The organism is Bacillus sp. FSL H7-0578, from assembly GCF_038630855.1.
Classification (GTDB): Bacteria; Bacillota; Bacilli; order Bacillales; family Bacillaceae; genus Bacillus; species Bacillus safensis.
Genome location: NZ_CP152045.1, coordinates 2,878,570 through 2,895,550 on the forward strand (window position 1 = coordinate 2,878,570; position 16,981 = coordinate 2,895,550).

16 protein-coding genes and 1 pseudogene are annotated in these 16,981 nt (G+C 39.7%); 2 read left to right on the forward strand and 15 right to left on the reverse strand.

The genetic code is table 11. From position 1 onward, the window contains the following. Positions 1 to 78: 78 nt before the first annotated feature. Positions 79 to 1,314 (reverse strand): alanine--glyoxylate aminotransferase family protein, encoded by a 1,236-nt coding sequence (locus MHB41_RS14895; protein WP_046313296.1) that lies wholly within the window; start codon positions 1,312 to 1,314, stop codon positions 79 to 81. Positions 1,315 to 1,485: 171 nt separating this feature from the next. On the opposite strand from MHB41_RS14895, the gene MHB41_RS14900 reads away from it, so the two are divergent. Next, complete coding sequence (locus MHB41_RS14900; protein ID WP_340900023.1) at positions 1,486 to 2,364, forward strand: endonuclease; 879 nt, start codon at positions 1,486 to 1,488, stop codon at positions 2,362 to 2,364. A gap of 13 nt (positions 2,365 to 2,377) precedes the next feature. Here the strand turns inward: MHB41_RS14900 and MHB41_RS14905 are convergent, their stop codons facing one another. From MHB41_RS14905 to MHB41_RS14970, 14 genes and pseudogenes are all read right to left on the reverse strand, one after another. Beyond that, positions 2,378 to 3,121 (reverse strand): IucA/IucC family C-terminal-domain containing protein, encoded by a 744-nt coding sequence (locus MHB41_RS14905; RefSeq protein ID WP_340900022.1) that lies wholly within the window; start codon positions 3,119 to 3,121, stop codon positions 2,378 to 2,380. A 21-nt stretch (positions 3,122 to 3,142) separates the two neighbouring features. Continuing rightward, on the reverse strand, positions 3,143 to 4,180 hold the full coding sequence (locus tag MHB41_RS14910) for an iron ABC transporter permease (RefSeq protein ID WP_061110041.1): 1,038 nt from the start codon (positions 4,178 to 4,180) through the stop codon (positions 3,143 to 3,145). Next, a complete protein-coding gene (locus tag MHB41_RS14915) occupies positions 4,173 to 5,189 on the reverse strand; it encodes an iron ABC transporter permease (RefSeq protein ID WP_034282660.1) in 1,017 nt (338 codons plus the stop codon). The genes MHB41_RS14910 and MHB41_RS14915 overlap by 8 nt, the downstream gene beginning before the upstream one ends. A 73-nt stretch (positions 5,190 to 5,262) precedes the next feature. Next, on the reverse strand, positions 5,263 to 6,216 hold the full coding sequence (locus tag MHB41_RS14920; RefSeq protein ID WP_041115763.1) for an iron-siderophore ABC transporter substrate-binding protein: 954 nt from the start codon (positions 6,214 to 6,216) through the stop codon (positions 5,263 to 5,265). A gap of 139 nt (positions 6,217 to 6,355) precedes the next feature. Next, positions 6,356 to 6,640 (reverse strand): hypothetical protein, encoded by a 285-nt coding sequence (locus MHB41_RS14925; protein ID WP_051627355.1) that lies wholly within the window; start codon positions 6,638 to 6,640, stop codon positions 6,356 to 6,358. Positions 6,641 to 6,813: 173 nt separating this feature from the next. After that, positions 6,814 to 8,964 carry a DEAD/DEAH box helicase gene (locus tag MHB41_RS14930; protein ID WP_034282665.1) on the reverse strand — a complete coding sequence of 717 codons (2,151 nt, stop codon included), beginning with the start codon at positions 8,962 to 8,964 and terminating at the stop codon, positions 6,814 to 6,816. A gap of 4 nt (positions 8,965 to 8,968) precedes the next feature. Further along, entirely contained in the window at positions 8,969 to 9,928 is a 960-nt protein-coding gene (locus MHB41_RS14935) for a DUF1837 domain-containing protein (RefSeq protein WP_034282667.1), read from the reverse strand. 281 nt (positions 9,929 to 10,209) lie between these two features. After that, positions 10,210 to 10,491 (reverse strand): annotated as a pseudogene (locus MHB41_RS14940) (phosphate-starvation-inducible protein PsiE); the annotation flags it as partial. Continuing rightward, positions 10,483 to 10,761, reverse strand: coding sequence for a hypothetical protein (locus tag MHB41_RS14945; protein ID WP_254114557.1), 279 nt, complete (start codon positions 10,759 to 10,761; stop codon positions 10,483 to 10,485). The pseudogene MHB41_RS14940 and the gene MHB41_RS14945, both read right to left, overlap by 9 nt. A 65-nt stretch (positions 10,762 to 10,826) precedes the next feature. After that, entirely contained in the window at positions 10,827 to 11,738 is a 912-nt protein-coding gene (locus MHB41_RS14950; RefSeq protein WP_061110043.1) for an alpha/beta hydrolase, read from the reverse strand. 319 nt (positions 11,739 to 12,057) lie between these two features. Next, positions 12,058 to 12,858 (reverse strand): HAD family hydrolase, encoded by an 801-nt coding sequence (locus tag MHB41_RS14955; protein WP_061110044.1) that lies wholly within the window; start codon positions 12,856 to 12,858, stop codon positions 12,058 to 12,060. A gap of 195 nt (positions 12,859 to 13,053) precedes the next feature. Beyond that, positions 13,054 to 13,482 (reverse strand): phosphate-starvation-inducible protein PsiE, encoded by a 429-nt coding sequence (gene psiE / locus MHB41_RS14960; RefSeq protein WP_041115758.1) that lies wholly within the window; start codon positions 13,480 to 13,482, stop codon positions 13,054 to 13,056. A 37-nt stretch (positions 13,483 to 13,519) separates the two neighbouring features. Continuing rightward, a complete protein-coding gene (locus MHB41_RS14965; protein ID WP_061110045.1) occupies positions 13,520 to 14,827 on the reverse strand; it encodes a HAMP domain-containing sensor histidine kinase in 1,308 nt (435 codons plus the stop codon). Further along, positions 14,814 to 15,509: a response regulator transcription factor gene (locus MHB41_RS14970; protein ID WP_061110046.1), complete on the reverse strand. Its 696-nt coding sequence runs from the start codon at positions 15,507 to 15,509 to the stop codon at positions 14,814 to 14,816. Before MHB41_RS14970 ends, MHB41_RS14965 begins: the two co-directional genes overlap by 14 nt. A gap of 250 nt (positions 15,510 to 15,759) precedes the next feature. Between MHB41_RS14970 and MHB41_RS14975 the strand changes: the two genes are divergently transcribed. Next, positions 15,760 to 16,965: a DUF418 domain-containing protein gene (locus MHB41_RS14975; protein WP_061110047.1), complete on the forward strand. Its 1,206-nt coding sequence runs from the start codon at positions 15,760 to 15,762 to the stop codon at positions 16,963 to 16,965. Positions 16,966 to 16,981 lie beyond the last annotated feature (16 nt).

The following is a 16,981-nucleotide window of genomic DNA, read 5'->3' on the forward strand; positions in this document are numbered from 1 at the left end:
TATAAGTCTAGTTTTTCAAAAATTAGCGTTCTTTTCCAAAATAAAAATACCCGCCAATGGCGGGTATTTTAGATATCGTTATTCAGCTTGTTCATAGATAGAAAGAGCCGCCTGAAGCCCTGCTCCGCAATGGATAGACGCACCATGTTTGATGAGGATCGCTTCAAGCCCTGCTAACACAAACAGCACATTTTCCTTTCGGCAGCTGTAGCCCATTGTCCCAATTCTCCATATACGGCCGGCAAGCGGTCCAAAGGAGCTTGCAATCTCAACCCCAAAATGATGGAGCAGGTCGGCACGGACCGCTTCTCCGTCAATACCACTTGGAATGACAATACAAGTCACAACCGGCATTTTACAATCTGGATCACCAAACAATTCAAGCCCCATTGCTTCAAGACCTTTCATCAAGGCTTTCTCATGAAATGCGTGCCTTTGAAAACGTTCAGACAGCCCTTCTTCCAGCACAAGACGAACCCCTTCTCGCAGTGCATAGAGCATCGTTGTCGCTTCTGTATGATGATTTAATCGTCTTGGGCTCCAATAATCCTGAAGCTGGCTTAAATCAAAATAATTGCTTTTGATTGGAGAAATGTCCATTTGTTTTTGTAATTCATCCTGTGTCGCAATGCCTTTTTCTACTTTCTTTCTCGATTCAATGACAGCTGCGACCCGGTCATTATACGTAATAGGTGACATACCTGATGGAACAGATAAACATTTCTGCGTGCCGCCAATCGCCGCATCAATTTTCCATTCATCCACTTTTACCTCGACACCGCCAATGGTTGCCACAGCGTCTACAATGAACAGCGCATCAAGAGCCCGGCATGCTTGCCCGATTTGCTTGAGCGGCTGTAATCGCCCGGTGGATGTTTCCCCATGAACCATGGCAACGATTTTAGGCTTGACCTGCTTTATTTCTTTGATGATGTCGTCAGGATCAAAAACCGTCCCCCATTCACATTCCATTGTATGTACCTCAGCACCGTAGCGCTGTCCTATTTCAATGAGCAGGTGACCGAAGCGGCCAAAGACAGGCACAAGCATTGAATCTCCCGGCTCAATCACACTGGCGAGCACAGCTTCAAGCCCTGAACGGGACGTACCGTCAATTGGATAAGCCCATCTGTTTTCTGTTTGAAAAAGTGACCGCAATAAGGTCATTGTTTCATTCATAATGTGTGTAAATGCTGGATCAAATTGACCGAGAATTGGCGTGCTCATCACACGGAGCACTCTCGGATCTACTTCAACGGGTCCCGGTGTCATAATCGTTCTTGAAGGTGTTTGCAGTTCTTTCACGTGATCCATCCTCTCCCTTGCTGTCCATCCTTATAAGCCCACTTATACAGGAATACGCCTAAAATAGCAATCTCTTTTCCTATGAACTTATTACATAAAATTTACGAGAAATCCATTTATTTCTTCATGGCAATATGATAGAAATAAAGAGAATACATTCCCTATCAAGGAGGAAATCGAATGAAAAGAACTTTATTTGGAACTGTGGCCGCCGGAATCATGATATTCGGCACATTCGCCGCCCCGCTGCCTCCAGCTGCAAATGCTCAAGGTTTCAATCTGAGTGAACCTAGTCAAACGATCACCTTTTCCCCGTTACAGCTTCAAAACGAAACATCTGCACAACAAACGCAAACTGCCGCTACAAGTCAAATCGATTCCTATTACCAATCTGCTGCTGGCAAGTCAGGACCCGCTCTTAAGAAAGCCTTACACGATATCATTGATGATCATACGCAGCTCTCCTACAGCCAGGTTTGGAATGCATTAAAGGAAACAGATGAAGACCCCAATAACCCAAACAATGTGCTGCTGCTTTATAGTGGTGCCTCCCGCTCAAAACAGTCGAATGGCGGAAATGTGGGCCAGTGGAACCGGGAGCATGTCTGGGCCAAGTCTCACGGCAATTTCGGGACAAGCCAAGGGCCTGGGACAGATCTCCATCACCTTCGTGCGGCAGATGTGCAAACGAACAGCACACGCGGAAATTTAGATTTTGACACGGGTGGTAATGAATACAAAGGAGCGCCGGGCAACTTCTACGACAGCGACTCATTCGAACCTCACAACCGGGTCAAAGGAGATGTCGCGAGAATGCTCTTTTATATGGCGGTTCGCTACGAAGGCGATGACCGCTTTCCAGATTTAGAATTGAACGACAAAGTGAATAATGGAAGCTCTCCCCTTCACGGCAAAATGTCTGTACTTCTCAAATGGCACAAGCAGGACCCAGTCGATCAAATCGAACGGAACCGCAATGAGATTATCTATCAAACGTATCAGCACAACCGCAACCCTTTTATTGATCATCCTGAATGGGCAGGCGAGATTTGGGAATAAAAAAAGGGCACTGCTACGAGCAAGCAGTGCCTTTCTTTTGTTCAAGCGGACAAACAAGACAATAATCGAGACTCTCCGATTTTTTCTCAAGCTTATAATACATACAGCAGGTCTTCCGGTTGGATGTTTCTAGTAAACTGTCGTCTAGGTTTAGGCTGTGCTGAAATGGATTTTGCTGAGCTCCGAATACATCACCAGCCGCTTGCTTCAGATACAGATAATCCTCCCGCACACGCTGCTTCACCGCAGGTTCTTCCGCTTCTCGCATCATGCTTCGATAAAGAGAGTTGATTCGAACCGCTACATTTTCCCATAAAATACGATAAGAGAGTTTTGATGTGCGGTTCAGCACGTCTAAAAGAGGCGTGACACACTCCGTAAACAGTGCACGCACGACCTTCTCTCTCCACTCATGCCGGTCTCCTTCTAGTGGAACAAACGAAGACGCCGTCTCATCCAATTCAATTTTCCGATCCACTCTAAATGCACATGCTGCTAGTGGAAACTGATAGACACCGTCATACAGCGTCATCAAGTATAAAGAGGAACTGACGGCTAAGTAGGCGTACCGCTTTGAAAACATAGAAGCTGCTACCGCCAGATTCGGTGCATGCATCGCTTCCTTTTCAGCTTCTAATAAACGCATGACGGCTGATTCTGAAAAAAGCGCAGCAAGTGTGCGATCAGATGTCATTGGTCCATTTGTGATGTGTACCCCAAAATCAAGTAATTCTCTCTCAACCCACTCTGGCCTCATATCAAAACCCCCATCTTCTGTTTATCGATTTCGCTGTTGATATAACAAATAAATAAAGAATGGTGCACCAATGGCCGCCGTAAATACACCTGCTGGGACGTCTAACGGTAGAAATGCGGTTCTAGCCACTAGATCAGCCAGCATCACGAGAATACTACCAACAAGCGCAGATGCTGGGACAAGTGCTATGAAAGAACGGCCAATAATCATCCGTGCAACGTGCGGCGCCATGAGTCCAACAAATTCAATGCCGCCTGCAAATGCGACTGCAACACCAGCCAATGTCACACTCATCAGGAGAAAGAATAATCGTTTCGCCTGCACTTTTACCCCGAGACCTGTTGCAAGATCATCGCCAAGTTCTTTTACATTCATCGTTCTTGCTAACACCATGACAATCGGTAAAATGATCATCACCCAAGGAAGCATCGCAGTGACGTCTTTCATCGTAGAACCATATAAGCTGCCCGTCAGCCAGATGTATGACTTTGTCGTTGTCATCGTATCACTAAGTACAAGCGTAAACGTCACACATGCCTTCATAATGGCAGAAATCCCGATTCCCATCAGGACAAGTGTGATCGGCTTGACCCCTTTTTTCCATGAAAGCAAATAGATCAGGCACGATACTGCAAAAGCACCCGCAATCGCCCATAAGGATTGATAAGCAATGGGCACAGTGCCCATCCAAAAGACAATGAACATAATCGCACCAAACGAAGCACCACTTGTAATTCCAATGATGTCAGGTGATGCCAGCGGGTTGCGGATCAATCCTTGCAAAATAAGCCCTGATACCGCAAGCGCGGCTCCGACTAAGACAGCCAGCAGCGTTCGTGGAATCCTCAGCGTATTTAACACAAAGGAGTTTCCCTCTCCCTGACCGATTAAATGAAGCAGCACATCGACCGGCTGAATGAACCGGCTTCCCATACTGAGACTGAGAATAAATAAGCCAAAGGCAATGGCCGTCAATAAAAGTAAAATCAAAAATGTCCGCTTTGAAAATTGAAATGAAATGCGCCCGCCTTTAGAACGCACTGTATATGTTTTAGCCACCTGTCTTCAACCCCTTGCGCACAAGATAAACAAATAGAGGCGCTCCTGCTACCGCCGTCATGACACCAATCGGCACTTCCTGCGGCATGATCAGAAAACGAGCCGCCAGATCCGCGGCAAGTAAAAGCGACGCCCCCACTACGGCACAATACGGCAGTACCCAGCGGTGGTCAGGCCCGACAAGCTTTTTCACAATATGCGGCACAAGAAAACCAACAAAACCAATTGAACCAGCAACAGCGACGGAACCACCTGCTAAAAAGACAACGAGTACACCCATCGTTATTTTCAGCAGCAGTGTACGCTGGCCAAGTCCTTTGGCAATATCGTCTCCCGACAAAAGAACATTAATAGAACGTCCCAGAAGCAGCGCCACAATAGTCGCACCTAAAATATAAGGCAAAACAGGGATTAACATATCAATACTTCTTCCAGACACTGAACCAGCCATCCAGAACAGAATACTTTGAATCGACTGTTCATTCACGATTAAAAGACCTTGTGTAAAAGACGCAAACAGTGCAGATATCGCCGCACCTGCAAGGACAATTTTGACCGGCGTCAATCCATCTCTTCCAATGGAGCCCAATAGAAAAACGAGCATCCCTGCAATCGCTGCGCCTAGAAAGGCTGTCCACATATAGCCTGTTAACGACTCTGTTGAAAAGAAAACAATCGAAATTACGATAAAAAATAGCCCGCCTGCATTAATTCCTAATAAATCAGGCGCCGCAAGCGGATTTCTTGTCAATGCCTGCATGAGTGCACCTGAAATCGCCAGGCTAGATCCAACGACCGTTGCGATTAAAGCTCTTGATAATCTGGATGTCATGACAATGACACTGTTTGGATCCGATTCATCAAATTGAAGAAAAGCATGGATTGTGGCTTTGAGGGAAATAGAGGTTTGCCCAAGGGAAATACTGAGCATAAAAAATACCAACATCAACACAATGAATCCAGCAAAAAGCAGTGCCTTGCTTGAATCCTTTTTTAATAAACTTCTCATCTGATTCCCGCTTTCAATCTGTTATGGAAAAAAGGAGAAAATGGTATGTTCACATTTTCTCCTCTGTTATGTCTTATTTATCAATTCCTAGACGATCGTAAATATCATCAAGCATCATGTTTGCTGCGATAATACCGCCGCCCATGTTCCAAGTGATTTCATCTACTTTATGCACTTGTTTCGCTTTCACTGCGTCAAGCTGCTTCCATAAAGGATGACTCGTCCACTCTTTATATGCTTTTTCAACTGCTTTATCCTGATCATCCATAAAGTAATAGATCACATCTGCATCCATTTGTGGAATGCTCTCTTTGTCTGTAAGTGTAATGATGTCTTGCTTTTTATCTTTGACATTCTTAGGTCCTTCAAAGCCTAGCTCTGTTAAAATGGATCCTGCGAAACCAGTTTGATAGATTCTAGCATGATCTGCACGGAAGTTCACCACAGATACACTCATCGGCCAGTTTTTGATGTCTTTTTTCGCTTTTTCTTTGAAATCAGCGACGCGGTCATCCCACTTCGTCAGCAATTCTTTTGATTTGTCTTGCTTGTTTAATGCTTCACCCATTAATTTCACTGTGTCTTTAAAGGTGAACACTGTTTCTGTTGCAACAGTTGGAGCGATTTCTTTCAGCTGATCAAAAATTTGCTCGTGGCGGATTTTCGATGCAATGATCAAATCAGGCTTGAGCTTTTCAATTTCCTCTAAGTTTGGCTGTGTTTCCTGCCCAACAATTTTAACATCCTTTAAGTCATCTCTTAAATATTTATACGTAGGTGCTTCAAGCCATGATTCAACAACACCTACTGGTTTAATGCCCATAGCGACTGCAGCATCCGTTGCTCCTTGGTACAGTGTCACCACACGTTTAGGCGATCCTTTAATTTCAGTTGAACCGATAGCGCTTTCAACGGTTCTTGTTTTCTCTTTACTATCTGACTTGCCGTTACTGCTATTGCTGCCGCAAGCTGCAAGTAAAACGATGGAGAGCACAACTAAAAGCGACCAAAAAGATTTCTTGAACATGTACCTCACCTATCCATTCTATATGTAGTCATATCGTTTGATAACGATTCTCATTATCACACTATGATTTTATCATAGAAAAGGATGGTGTCAATGTAAATTTTTAAGAAAACGGGAGAGTGTTGACTAGTTGTTCATGCTAAATAGAAGCATTCCACATTTGGATCGTCCTGCCAATCTGTTTTCCTGCTTCTAGTAAAACCGACAAATGGGTATGTCCTTCAAGCACTTGATAGACTGATTGCTTTTTAATTGGTTCCATCGGCAGCTCATGATAGTGGAGAAAAGTCTCGACGTCATACAGTTCATCCTTGCTGCCTACAAACATGCCATATGGCCGATCCATCTTCGCAAATTGGTTTTTAGGTGTAGATGGGGTTAAGGCATGGTCGTCAATAGAAGTGGATCCTGCTCGACCACCCATGCAGGATAGTGAAAACGTACGGCTTCAGAATGACTCATCAGCCCCCCTTTTGTCATCGCAGACAGAACGAACTTCCATACTTGAACGGTTGCAAAAGGGATTTGAGTATAATTCGTCTTATTAGATTTATAACCAAAGTAAGAAAAGCCATTTGTATAGTTTCTGACACTATCTTATAGCTCGTTTAATTTTTCTTTTTCATATTCAATTAAATTGGTATTTGATGAATCAGCAATATTTTTAGCTTCAGAAATTAATTCTTTAATATCTATTCCCTTAGAAAATTGGTTTTTAATTTTATTAATAGCACTAGATGGTACCCCCATATCTAACAAGACTGAAAAATCACCTTCTACCCCTTCATTCTCCAATTGAGAAGCAACGTATGAGTAATCTCCTGATTTTGACACTCCATTTATTTTACATATTTCCTTCTGTAATGAATCTACGACCTCAAGCCACTTAGGAACTTTATAAGAAATCCAATGTCGCTGTTCTCTAAAATAATTACTAATTGCTTTATCTATCAGTTGTTGTTTTGTCAACTTAGTAAATTGATCTTTTAAATATTTGTACTCTTTATTTAATGATTCTTTTACTGACTTGCTTCTTAAGCTATTATATACAACTACAGGTAATTTTTTCTTTGTCATAGGCCTAGTTGTTTCTGTTTCCTTCAATAAGTTATCCCAACAAATATCAGTTATATATTTAACTGCTTTAAATGAAGGTTCACCAGTCCATAAAATTAGCTCTGGATTAGATCTTAGCGTGGTTAATATACTTTCTATAATCTTTTTTTGTCCACTTACAGAAACAGCATTCTTTTTTATAATGGATAATAACCTTTCATCATAACTAGTAAGCTCTTCATATCTTTCAAGGTTTTTTGCTTTAACTTCACTTTTATTAAAATTAATTAATATTTCATCTGAAATTTTTTCTTGATCATAAAAAGGCATATCTAATTCAACTTTAGCTTTTTTGGGAATCGAATGAAAAACATACACATTCCCAGAGTAATGTTTCAATAACCTTCCAGCTCTTCCTCTTATATTAGAAAAATCAAAATAGTCTATTTCATTAGAACCTTTACGGTTATCAAAAATAAAAACATTTTTAGCAGAAGTATTTACTCCCTCAATTATAGTTGATGTACAGAAAAGTACATCTAAGTTCTTTTTATTAAAATATTCAATAATTGAGTGAGTTAAATGTTTTGGTATTGTTCCTGAATGAACGCCTATTCTCTGTAACAATAATTTATTATAACTCCAACTTGGATTAATATTTTCAGATATCCATTCATTTATTGGTAATACTGATTGTTTTTCTAGAAGCTTCTTCTCTTCTAAATAATCATAGTATTCCATTGCTATTTTTATTGCTCGATCAGGCGATGAGACATATACAATAGATTGTTCTTTTTTCTTTCTAAATAGCATTTCAAATAATTTTATCTTTCTATCTTTTTCTTTTAAACGTGGTTTGTTACTTTTAAAGTCTACTTTCACCAGTTCCACTCTAGTATCAACCAAGGAATAATCTGTTTTCACAAATTTCGCATTGTAATTTTCCTCAAAACCTGAAGAAATTGAGTCAATATTAGGGCCTATAAAATAAAAAGCTGTCTCTTTATTACTTAAAATTTTCTTTAGAGCTATATTTAATACATCTGATCTCTCATCATCTCGTGTTGAACTTATTTTATAAAATTCATCTAATATACAATAATCAATTTTGGGAAAGTTTTTAAACTCTAAAACCCGTTCAGCTGTTAAAATAAACAAATTCTTACCCTCAATTTTTTGAGATGTGTTTACAATCATATTGTAATTTTTATATTTTTTCAGTTTCAATCTAGTTTCATTAATTAAAGCTAAAGTAGGCTGGATAATTAAAATGTTCCTATGCTTATTACTAGCTACTATCTCCTCAATCAACAAACTTTTCCCAAAACTAGTTGGTGCACTAACAACAATATTCTCCTTTCTTTTTAAATAATTAGAAAGAATTTTTTGTTCTTTATGGAAAACTATATTTTCTATGTTTTCTGAATAATGATATGCCTGTCTAATTTCAGAAGTAATATCTAGTCTATCTTTTATGTATGGGTAGAAGCCCTGACTCTCAGCTATATCTAGCCATATATCTTTTGTATCATTATTAACATAATCCCAAATTTCTAAAATATGAATTAGTATCTTCCTTGCCTCATTTTTTTTATCACTTAAAGATAAATTTGAAACATACTTCGCCAAAGAAAAGCTATCTTGAAAATTTAAATTATTGATATTATAAATATTTATATCTTCCCAATTCAATTTTCTATCCCCCTATTCCTAAAGATTGAATGATTGATAATTTATTATGTAGTTTAGAGACAAGTTCTTTTTTACTCTTTACTGGCATAAGTATTACAATAATATTTAATTTACTATAGAGGGGATGTTTGTTTCCTTTTTCCATAAATCTTTTATTAAGGTTTCTAACTTCTTCATCAAATCTTGTTTCAAACGTATCGTAATCATTTTCATAGGAATCTAAAGTAGAAGTTTCATATGCACAAAACATAGGTATAACAATATTTTCTAATTTTTCCGAAAGACTAGTATACTTGTTTAATAATTCTATCCAATATTCAGAATTAAAACCTTTTGAATCAATAGTGTCCCTAGAATCTTCAATTCTTTTGGAGATTATATTGAATTCACTTTCAAAATAATTGGAATTAAAATGGTCAAACAAATCTTTTACTAATGCATCAATTCCACTTTTCCCATCAGTATATAATTTAGATTCTCCTAACCAGAGAGTTTTTGTATCTGGTTGAATATGAATGGAATCAAATCCATGAACAGCATGTCCGTATGAATCTTTAAAATAAATTTTAGCTATTAAAGGGTAAGTTCCAAATAAATATTTTAAAATTGAATGAAGAAATAATTCACCAAATTCCCCTCGTCTAAGATATTTATCATCTATTTCATCCTCTATTATTTCTCCACGTTTATATATTTCAGCTACTTGTTTAAAATTGGTCACTCTGTAGATAGATGCTGCAGCTTCTATTAATACTGGAAGTATTTCATCCACAGAAATACTTTCACCTTTATGAAAACCGAAGGCAAAATTGGGTAACTCTTCACACATTATCTGTACAAATTCATCTATTCGTTGAGTTAACTCTCCTGAAGAACCAATATCAAAATCTATATAATACGAATGAAAATTAGCTTCTGATATTTTACATGAAAGAATTTTTTGAACTTTGTTTTTCTTATTCATACCTAGCCTCTCATAATCTTTTTTCTTATTCTCCCACTAATCCCAATTTTTTTCAAACTTTTCTCGCTTGTCCAATAGCCTTTTAAGTTTGATGAAATTATATATAATTTATTATAAGTTCTTAAAATATGGATAGCTTTAAAGCTTTTTAAAAGTTTATTTACAGCGTAGGTTCTTTTGGCACCATCGTAGCAATGTCAGGATTGCTTAATGTAACATCTAGGCGTTTCACCATTAACACATACAAAAAAAGACGAACGTCCATCGTTCGTCTTCTTTCCTTACTTCACTTCCTCATGCTCTTGAGCAGCATATCTTTTGCTCGCGATAAAGAGTGCACAGGTCATGGCAAGAATGGCCAGCGCCCACCAGAACGTCGACACTGCCTCTTCATGATCAATGATAATCAAACGGTTGACAGCCGTGATCCCTATATATATATAATAGCGAAGCGGAAAATGAAAGTTGGATTTAAAGTATTTAATAATTAAGGCAATAAACTCAAAGTACATAAAGAAGATCAGCAGTTCCCCAAGCATTCCATAATAGCTTTCTCATTCCGAATGGCCGTGACCTCTTAAATCGAGCAAAAACGTATTCACATGAAAATCATGCTGCAGCGTATGGGCGATATGCTCATAACCAGCCAAACTATGAGCACCACCGCCATGAATTAAGATCACATTGGCCTGCGTCTTCTTTTCTGATAAAAATGGATAATACGCAAGGCTTGTACCATCATGTGATGAAATGTATTGTCTTTCTGGAATATGTACAGGGACTGCCTGCTGCATACTTGCAAACGAGAATGGTTCGGTCTTGATGTCTGTCAATTTTTTCGCTCCTTCAAACAGAAACAAGAATGGCCAGCCGCGCTAGTCATCCTCATTTCTATTTCTTATTCATTGCACTCTTTCAAAGGAAAGGTATTACTTTCAATAATCGCGACAATTTGGTTTAACGCTTTTTTTGCTTCTGGTATAGGGAAGACAGGAAACACGTGATTCATTTTAGGATATTCTATATAGTTTATTGGAACCCCCTGCTTATCTGCCATCTCTTTGAATTTACGGGCATCTGGGAGGAAGAATTCGTGAGTGCCTATAAAAACAGAAATTCGTCCCAGTGACTTGATCTCTCCATAGATTGGACTGACTAAGTAGTGTGTTTCATCCATGTCACCCGCATATCTTTTTCCTGCTTCAATTAATAATGCTAGATTGAGCATTGGTTCTTTTGGAACCATAGCAGCGATATCAGGGTTACTTAATGTAACATCTAGCCATGGTGATAAAAGAATGATATTCCCTGGCTGCGGCAATCCCTTTTTTGCCAAGTATTGAGCAAAGGCTAACGATAAACCTCCGCCAGCAGAATCACCCATGATGACGATATTTTCAGGCGTTCCTTTCTCTAAAAGAGCTTGGTACACAGGAAGGACACTTTCGATCGCATCCATATACTGATGGTTTGGTGCTTTTGGATAAACCGGCACATACACCGTACTATTTAATTGCTTCGTCAATCGGTCTAAAAAACGCCAATGCCAAGTCAAAGGCTGTTCAATATAGCCGCCACCGTGTATAAACAACACTTGATGGTCATCCGGCTGGACATTTGATTTCAGCATATACGTATCGACTGGAAACGAGTGATTTTGAGTGATTTTGTACTTATTCTTAAGTTTTTCAGGCAATTCATAAGGTAATTGATTTGCCCTTCTTCGTTCTTCTAGATAATCATTTACGTTGAGTTTCTTTTTCGTCAAAATAAGCAGCTGTTCTACTAAAAAACTTTGAATACTTCGCATATGATCGACCCCTGTTCATAGAATCATGATGATCGATGCCGATGGAAAGATAAGGCTTCTAAAGCATACCATATGAAGACGTACATCAGGAAAAACCTTTTATCCAGCTGATCACTCACCACAACAAACACTTATTCATTAATGAGCAACTGTTTATTTATTGTTACTCATATTCTACTTTTTAGACGCATGACAATCAATTGTCAATCTGACCCTAACCGTTCATTAATAGACAGATAACGACCGAGTGTTCATCTCGTCAATGTCCAGACATGAAAAAAGACGAACTGGACAAGTTCGTCTTCTTAATTGAGTACGATTAAGGCTGCAAGCTTAGGATTTTTTGAATCGTATGCATGACCCCGCTCTCTTCATTTGAAAGCGTAATAAAATGAGCAGCATCTTTTACCTCTTGGATGGCATTTCTTACAGCAAAACTGTATTGAGCGGATTCCATCAGTTCTAGATCATTACGACCATCACCGAATGCCATCGTTTCCTCTTCTGTCACACCCAATATGTGCTGAAGCTGTTTCACGGTGGTTCCTTTGTGAACGCCAATATTGGCAATGTCGATCCACGTACCCTCTGAAGCAACAACATATACTTGTTCAAAGAATTCACTTATTCTCTCCCTTGTCTGTACGCATTTTGCCTCAGGATCATGAACGGTAATTTTCACAAAGTCATCTTGTATGTCTGCAAAGTTTGATACCTTGAGTACATTTGTATAAGAGCCCGTCACAAATCTCATTTCACTCTCAGATAAATGCTCATTGACCACTGCACCATCTTTCGTACATGCAATGATCGTCTGCTCTTTGCTTATCTCCTCCAGCTTATGGATGATCGATAAACCTAGATCATTTTTTATTAATGATTCATAAACAAATTGCCCATCCTTTTTAATTCGCGTTGCACTATCCCCTAAAATCCAAAAATCCTTTGCATCATCACCAAACAATGCCTCTACTCGTTCACACTGCTTACCCGTACAAGGAGCGAACGCCACATTTTTCTCTTCCATTAATGCTTTTATTTTCTGAAATAAAGCTTGATCAAATGATCCTTGGCGGTTTAAAAAGGTGCCGTCTAAATCCGTAATAATTAATTTAATCATGTTCTTCCTCCAATTCCTTAGCTGAACAAACACTATACGATGAAAATTGTATATGTGTACGTGTCAGTAAGTAAATAAGCCAGGAACATGTTGTTTGTCATCACACATAAAGGCACTTGTTACATGTACATCACACGGTGTTTCATGAATCATTCTATACATAAAAGACGAACGGTCATCGTTCGTCTTCTTTCCTTACTTCACTTCATCATGCTCTTGAGCAGCATTTCTTTTGCTCGCGATAAAGAGTGCACAGGTCATGGCAAGAATGGCCAGCGCCCACCAGAATGTCGATACTGCCTCTTCATGATCAATGATAATCAAACGGATGACAGCTGTGATCCCTATATAAATAAAATAACGAAGCGGAAAATGAAAGTTAGATTTAAAGTATTTAATAATTAAGGCAATAAACTCAAAGTACATAAAGAAGATCAGCAGTTCCCCAAGCATTCCATAATAGCTTTCTCCTTTGTTGAACAGTGTCTTATAAACAAATTGGACAATGTACCATGTTTCACTGATTAAGAGAACGCTTAAAGCGATGGCCAAAAAGAACAAACAGATATTGAGAAGGCCTTGCAAGAGATCAGGTATCTTTTGGAAATTGTTGAATCGTTTCATTGGGCTGTCTCTCCATTCCAGTATATTCATTTGTTTTCTACATTTTGATGTTCCAAAATCGCAGCACGATGTAGTAAACATCGTTCCTTTCTATACTTTCAAACTGCCCGTGCATGCGGGTCATCATTCGTCTGATACTTCGTTCACCAAGTCCATTGCTTTCCGGCGTAACCTTTGTCTCTTTTATCGCATTGCTGACATGGATCTCAAAGATTTCTTGATCGGATAAAAACGTGAGATTGATATCCTTTTTAGGATCTGCGTATTTCCGTAAATTGGACATCACATTATCAAATACTCGGCCAAGCAGTTCGACATTCACATTGATATAGCTGTCAGGCAGCTCTCCTAAAAGATGAACCTTAAAGTTCTCTTGATGCAGGATGGCCACCTGATCTGACAGAAGATCGTAAATCACCTCTTTGACTGCAACGGTCTCAAGCTCAGATTCATGTTCTTTATCCAGCAGAAAATAGGCAAACAGATTGTCAGACAGATTTTTTAATTGCAGTGCTTTCCCGTAGGCACTCGCTATATATTGATCCTTACGGGTATCCGCTCCAGTCTCCTCTTTTTTCGCAAACTCCAGATTCATCATCAGCGACGTCAGCGGTGTCCTCATATCATGGGACATTTCGGTGACCAAGCTGCGGCTCTCTTCTTGCAGCTCATCAATGGCTTGAAGCTTGTCCAAAAAGGCTTTACGCAGATCCTCAATACTTTTGGCAATCATCGCTAATTCATCATGCCCTTTTACCGTCATTTCATAGTCCAGCTCTCCGCCTTCAAGAATATGAATCTCTTGATGAATCGTTTGCAGATAGCGCAGACTTTTGCGAATACCGAGAAGAACAATGAGGAGAAAAATAAGCGTCGCCCCGAGCAGCTCGAGTGTAAAGGCAAGATCGTGGTAGCGAGATGAATAGAAACCGTCCACCATGACGCAGCCTTTACCGTCGCTAAACTGAACCGGATATGAATGATGCTCAGCGTACTGGGTCATCCTTTCTTTTCCGTACGCCGATTCATCGTCAGCGGAATAAATAGAGTCATATTGCAGCACTTGATCCTTGAAGATGGTCAAATTAATGTAATTTTCTTTTTTCACCCACTCGCCAAACGCTTTTCGATCCGTTGAAGACAGCTCATTCTCAGACACATAGCGGCTGAATTTTTGAATGTACTTGGCTGACTCCTGCTCGTAATACTCGTCTGAACTCAAATATCCATCGATCAAATCATTGGTGATCTTTTGCAGCGTCAAAAAGACAATACCACTCACGATTGCAGCCGCCAAAATCAGCAGTGACAGCTTTTTGGCCAGTGTATATTTACGATGTGCCAAATCGGTATCCTCTTCCCCATTCAGTTTTGATATATACAGGACGCGCAGGATCATCTTCAATTTTGGCACGAAGCTTTCGAATATGCACCATCACCGTATTGTTGGAACAATAGAAATAGGGCTGTCCCCACACGCTTTCATAAATATTTTGGGCAGAAAATATTTTGTTTCGCCTGCTCATGAGCAGCTTTAACATCCGATATTCTAGATCAGAAAGCTTAATTTGCTGGCTTTCTTTCCATACTTCATTAAATTCTTCACTTACCCTCAGCTTGCCCCCGACAAGAAACGTATCTTCCTGCTCCCTTTTTTCCTGATAAATGGTATATCTGCGTAATTGTGCAATGACTCTAGCATGAAGCTCATCTTCTGAGAAGGGCTTTGTCATATAATCATCCCCGCCGGCAAGTAATCCTTCAGTTTTATCGAAAGTGCTCGACTTGGCTGTCAGAAATAGAATCGGAACGTTAGATGAGGCTCTTATGTGTTGGCATGTTTCGATGCCTGAGAGCCCCGGCATCATCACATCTAAGATCACCAAATCGAGCGAATCCTCCACAAGCTTCAATGCTTGCTCGCCATTCATCGCTCTTAGCACCTCATATCCTGCACGTGTAAGGGATTCCTGCAGAAGGTCACCAATATCCTGATCATCTTCTACGACTAATATTCGATGGGTCATGTCTCTCACCTCATGTAATGTGATGCTCTTTCTTTTATGTCTTTACTATATATCATCTAGCTATATGAAAAGATACAGCATAAACCTTAACAGTTTATGAATTTGATCATCTGCCATCAATTCGTCACATTCATTTTCAAAAAATTGGATCTTCATAAATTGTTAAGAATTGGGCCGTATATTGATTCATTGTAAGGATCGATGAATTGATCCGCATTACATTTATCATAACAAGAAAAGGAGCATGGATATGAATGCAAACAAAGTAGCACACGGACAACCGATGAGTCTGCGCGAACGGGTTCATTTCTTGGACATTGTACGAGGATTCGCCTTAATGGGGATTATTCTAGTCAATTACTTTTTGATCGTGGATTCAGCCAAGGGATTTGACATGCTGTCAAATGATGTCTTTCACAATGTGGTGAATTGGTTTGCCTCGGGGAAATTCATTACACTGTTTTCCTTTCTATTCGGGGTTGGTTTTATGATTTTTATGGACCGAGCTGCTCAGAAGGTGGACAGCCCGAACAAGCTGTTTGCCCGCAGATTAACCATTCTCTTAGGATTTGGCCTTCTGCATTTGACCTTTGTTTGGATTGGTGACATTTTGGCCTATTATGCAGTCGCTGGCTTTTTATTGCTTTTCTTTTACAAACGCACAGCTAAAACCATCCTATACTGGCTGATTACACTATTTGTGATTCAATTGCTTACACCTTTTTTCACGATGCTGTTCAATACCATGAACACAGCATCATCAGCCAAGCCGGATTTTGCTGATTTCGAGCTGACCAGCCACAACAGTCTGACTTATTTAGCATCAATTAGTGATCGGTGGACAGATATGGTCACAATGGCTTCCAGTTCTTTTTCCACCGTCTATTCTATGTTTTTCATGTTTTTACTTGGTGTGTATTTTGTGAAAATGAAGTTTTTCAAAAACATGGAGGCGAAAAAAGCGATTTGGAATCGCATTTGGATCATTTTTGCTATTGCTTTTCTCATCACCCAAGGCAGTACGATCATAACAGCGGTCAATCCTTTTGAAAATACACTCTGGATGAACATAGCCTCTGCCCTTGAACAAAACGGCGGATTAACAGGCAGTATGTTCTATATGAGTACACTTGCGATGCTGTTTCTTCACGTCCCTCAGCTGCGTGGTGCTTTGATGGTCTTTACCAAAGTTGGACGGATGTCATTGACCTGCTATTTGCTTCACTCCATCATTGGCACAATGCTATTTCTGAAATATGGAGCCGGACTTGCCGATCATCTTCAGCCGGCTGGCACGTTCATGATTGGACTCGGGGTTTATGTCTTCCTCTTGCTCTTTAGTACATTATGGTTAAAGCGGTTTAAATACGGTCCGATGGAGTTTATCTGGCGTCAGCTGACGTATGGGAAGGTTGATGATCAACCGAAAACAAATACCTTTCATGCGGCGAAGTAAAAAAAAGAGGCGAATT

Bases quoted from the DNA above. Each gene is read 5' to 3' on its own strand.
- MHB41_RS14920 (WP_041115763.1), bottom strand. From the start codon at position 6,216: ATGTTCAAGAAATCTTTTTGGTCGCTTTTAGTTGTGCTCTCCATCGTT.
- MHB41_RS14955 (WP_061110044.1), bottom strand. From the start codon at position 12,858: ATGATTAAATTAATTATTACGGATTTAGACGGCACCTTTTTAAACCGC.
- MHB41_RS14950 (WP_061110043.1), bottom strand. From the start codon at position 11,738: ATGCGAAGTATTCAAAGTTTTTTAGTAGAACAGCTGCTTATTTTGACG.
- MHB41_RS14935 (WP_034282667.1), bottom strand. From the start codon at position 9,928: ATGAATAAGAAAAACAAAGTTCAAAAAATTCTTTCATGTAAAATATCA.
- MHB41_RS14975 (WP_061110047.1), top strand. From the start codon at position 15,760: ATGAATGCAAACAAAGTAGCACACGGACAACCGATGAGTCTGCGCGAA.
- MHB41_RS14915 (WP_034282660.1), bottom strand. From the start codon at position 5,189: ATGAGAAGTTTATTAAAAAAGGATTCAAGCAAGGCACTGCTTTTTGCT.
- MHB41_RS14925 (WP_051627355.1), bottom strand. From the start codon at position 6,640: ATGGGTGGTCGAGCAGGATCCACTTCTATTGACGACCATGCCTTAACC.
- MHB41_RS14905 (WP_340900022.1), bottom strand. From the start codon at position 3,121: ATGAGGCCAGAGTGGGTTGAGAGAGAATTACTTGATTTTGGGGTACAC.
- psiE (WP_041115758.1), bottom strand. From the start codon at position 13,482: ATGAAACGATTCAACAATTTCCAAAAGATACCTGATCTCTTGCAAGGC.
- MHB41_RS14900 (WP_340900023.1), top strand. From the start codon at position 1,486: ATGAAAAGAACTTTATTTGGAACTGTGGCCGCCGGAATCATGATATTC.
- MHB41_RS14895 (WP_046313296.1), bottom strand. From the start codon at position 1,314: ATGGATCACGTGAAAGAACTGCAAACACCTTCAAGAACGATTATGACA.
- MHB41_RS14970 (WP_061110046.1), bottom strand. From the start codon at position 15,509: ATGACCCATCGAATATTAGTCGTAGAAGATGATCAGGATATTGGTGAC.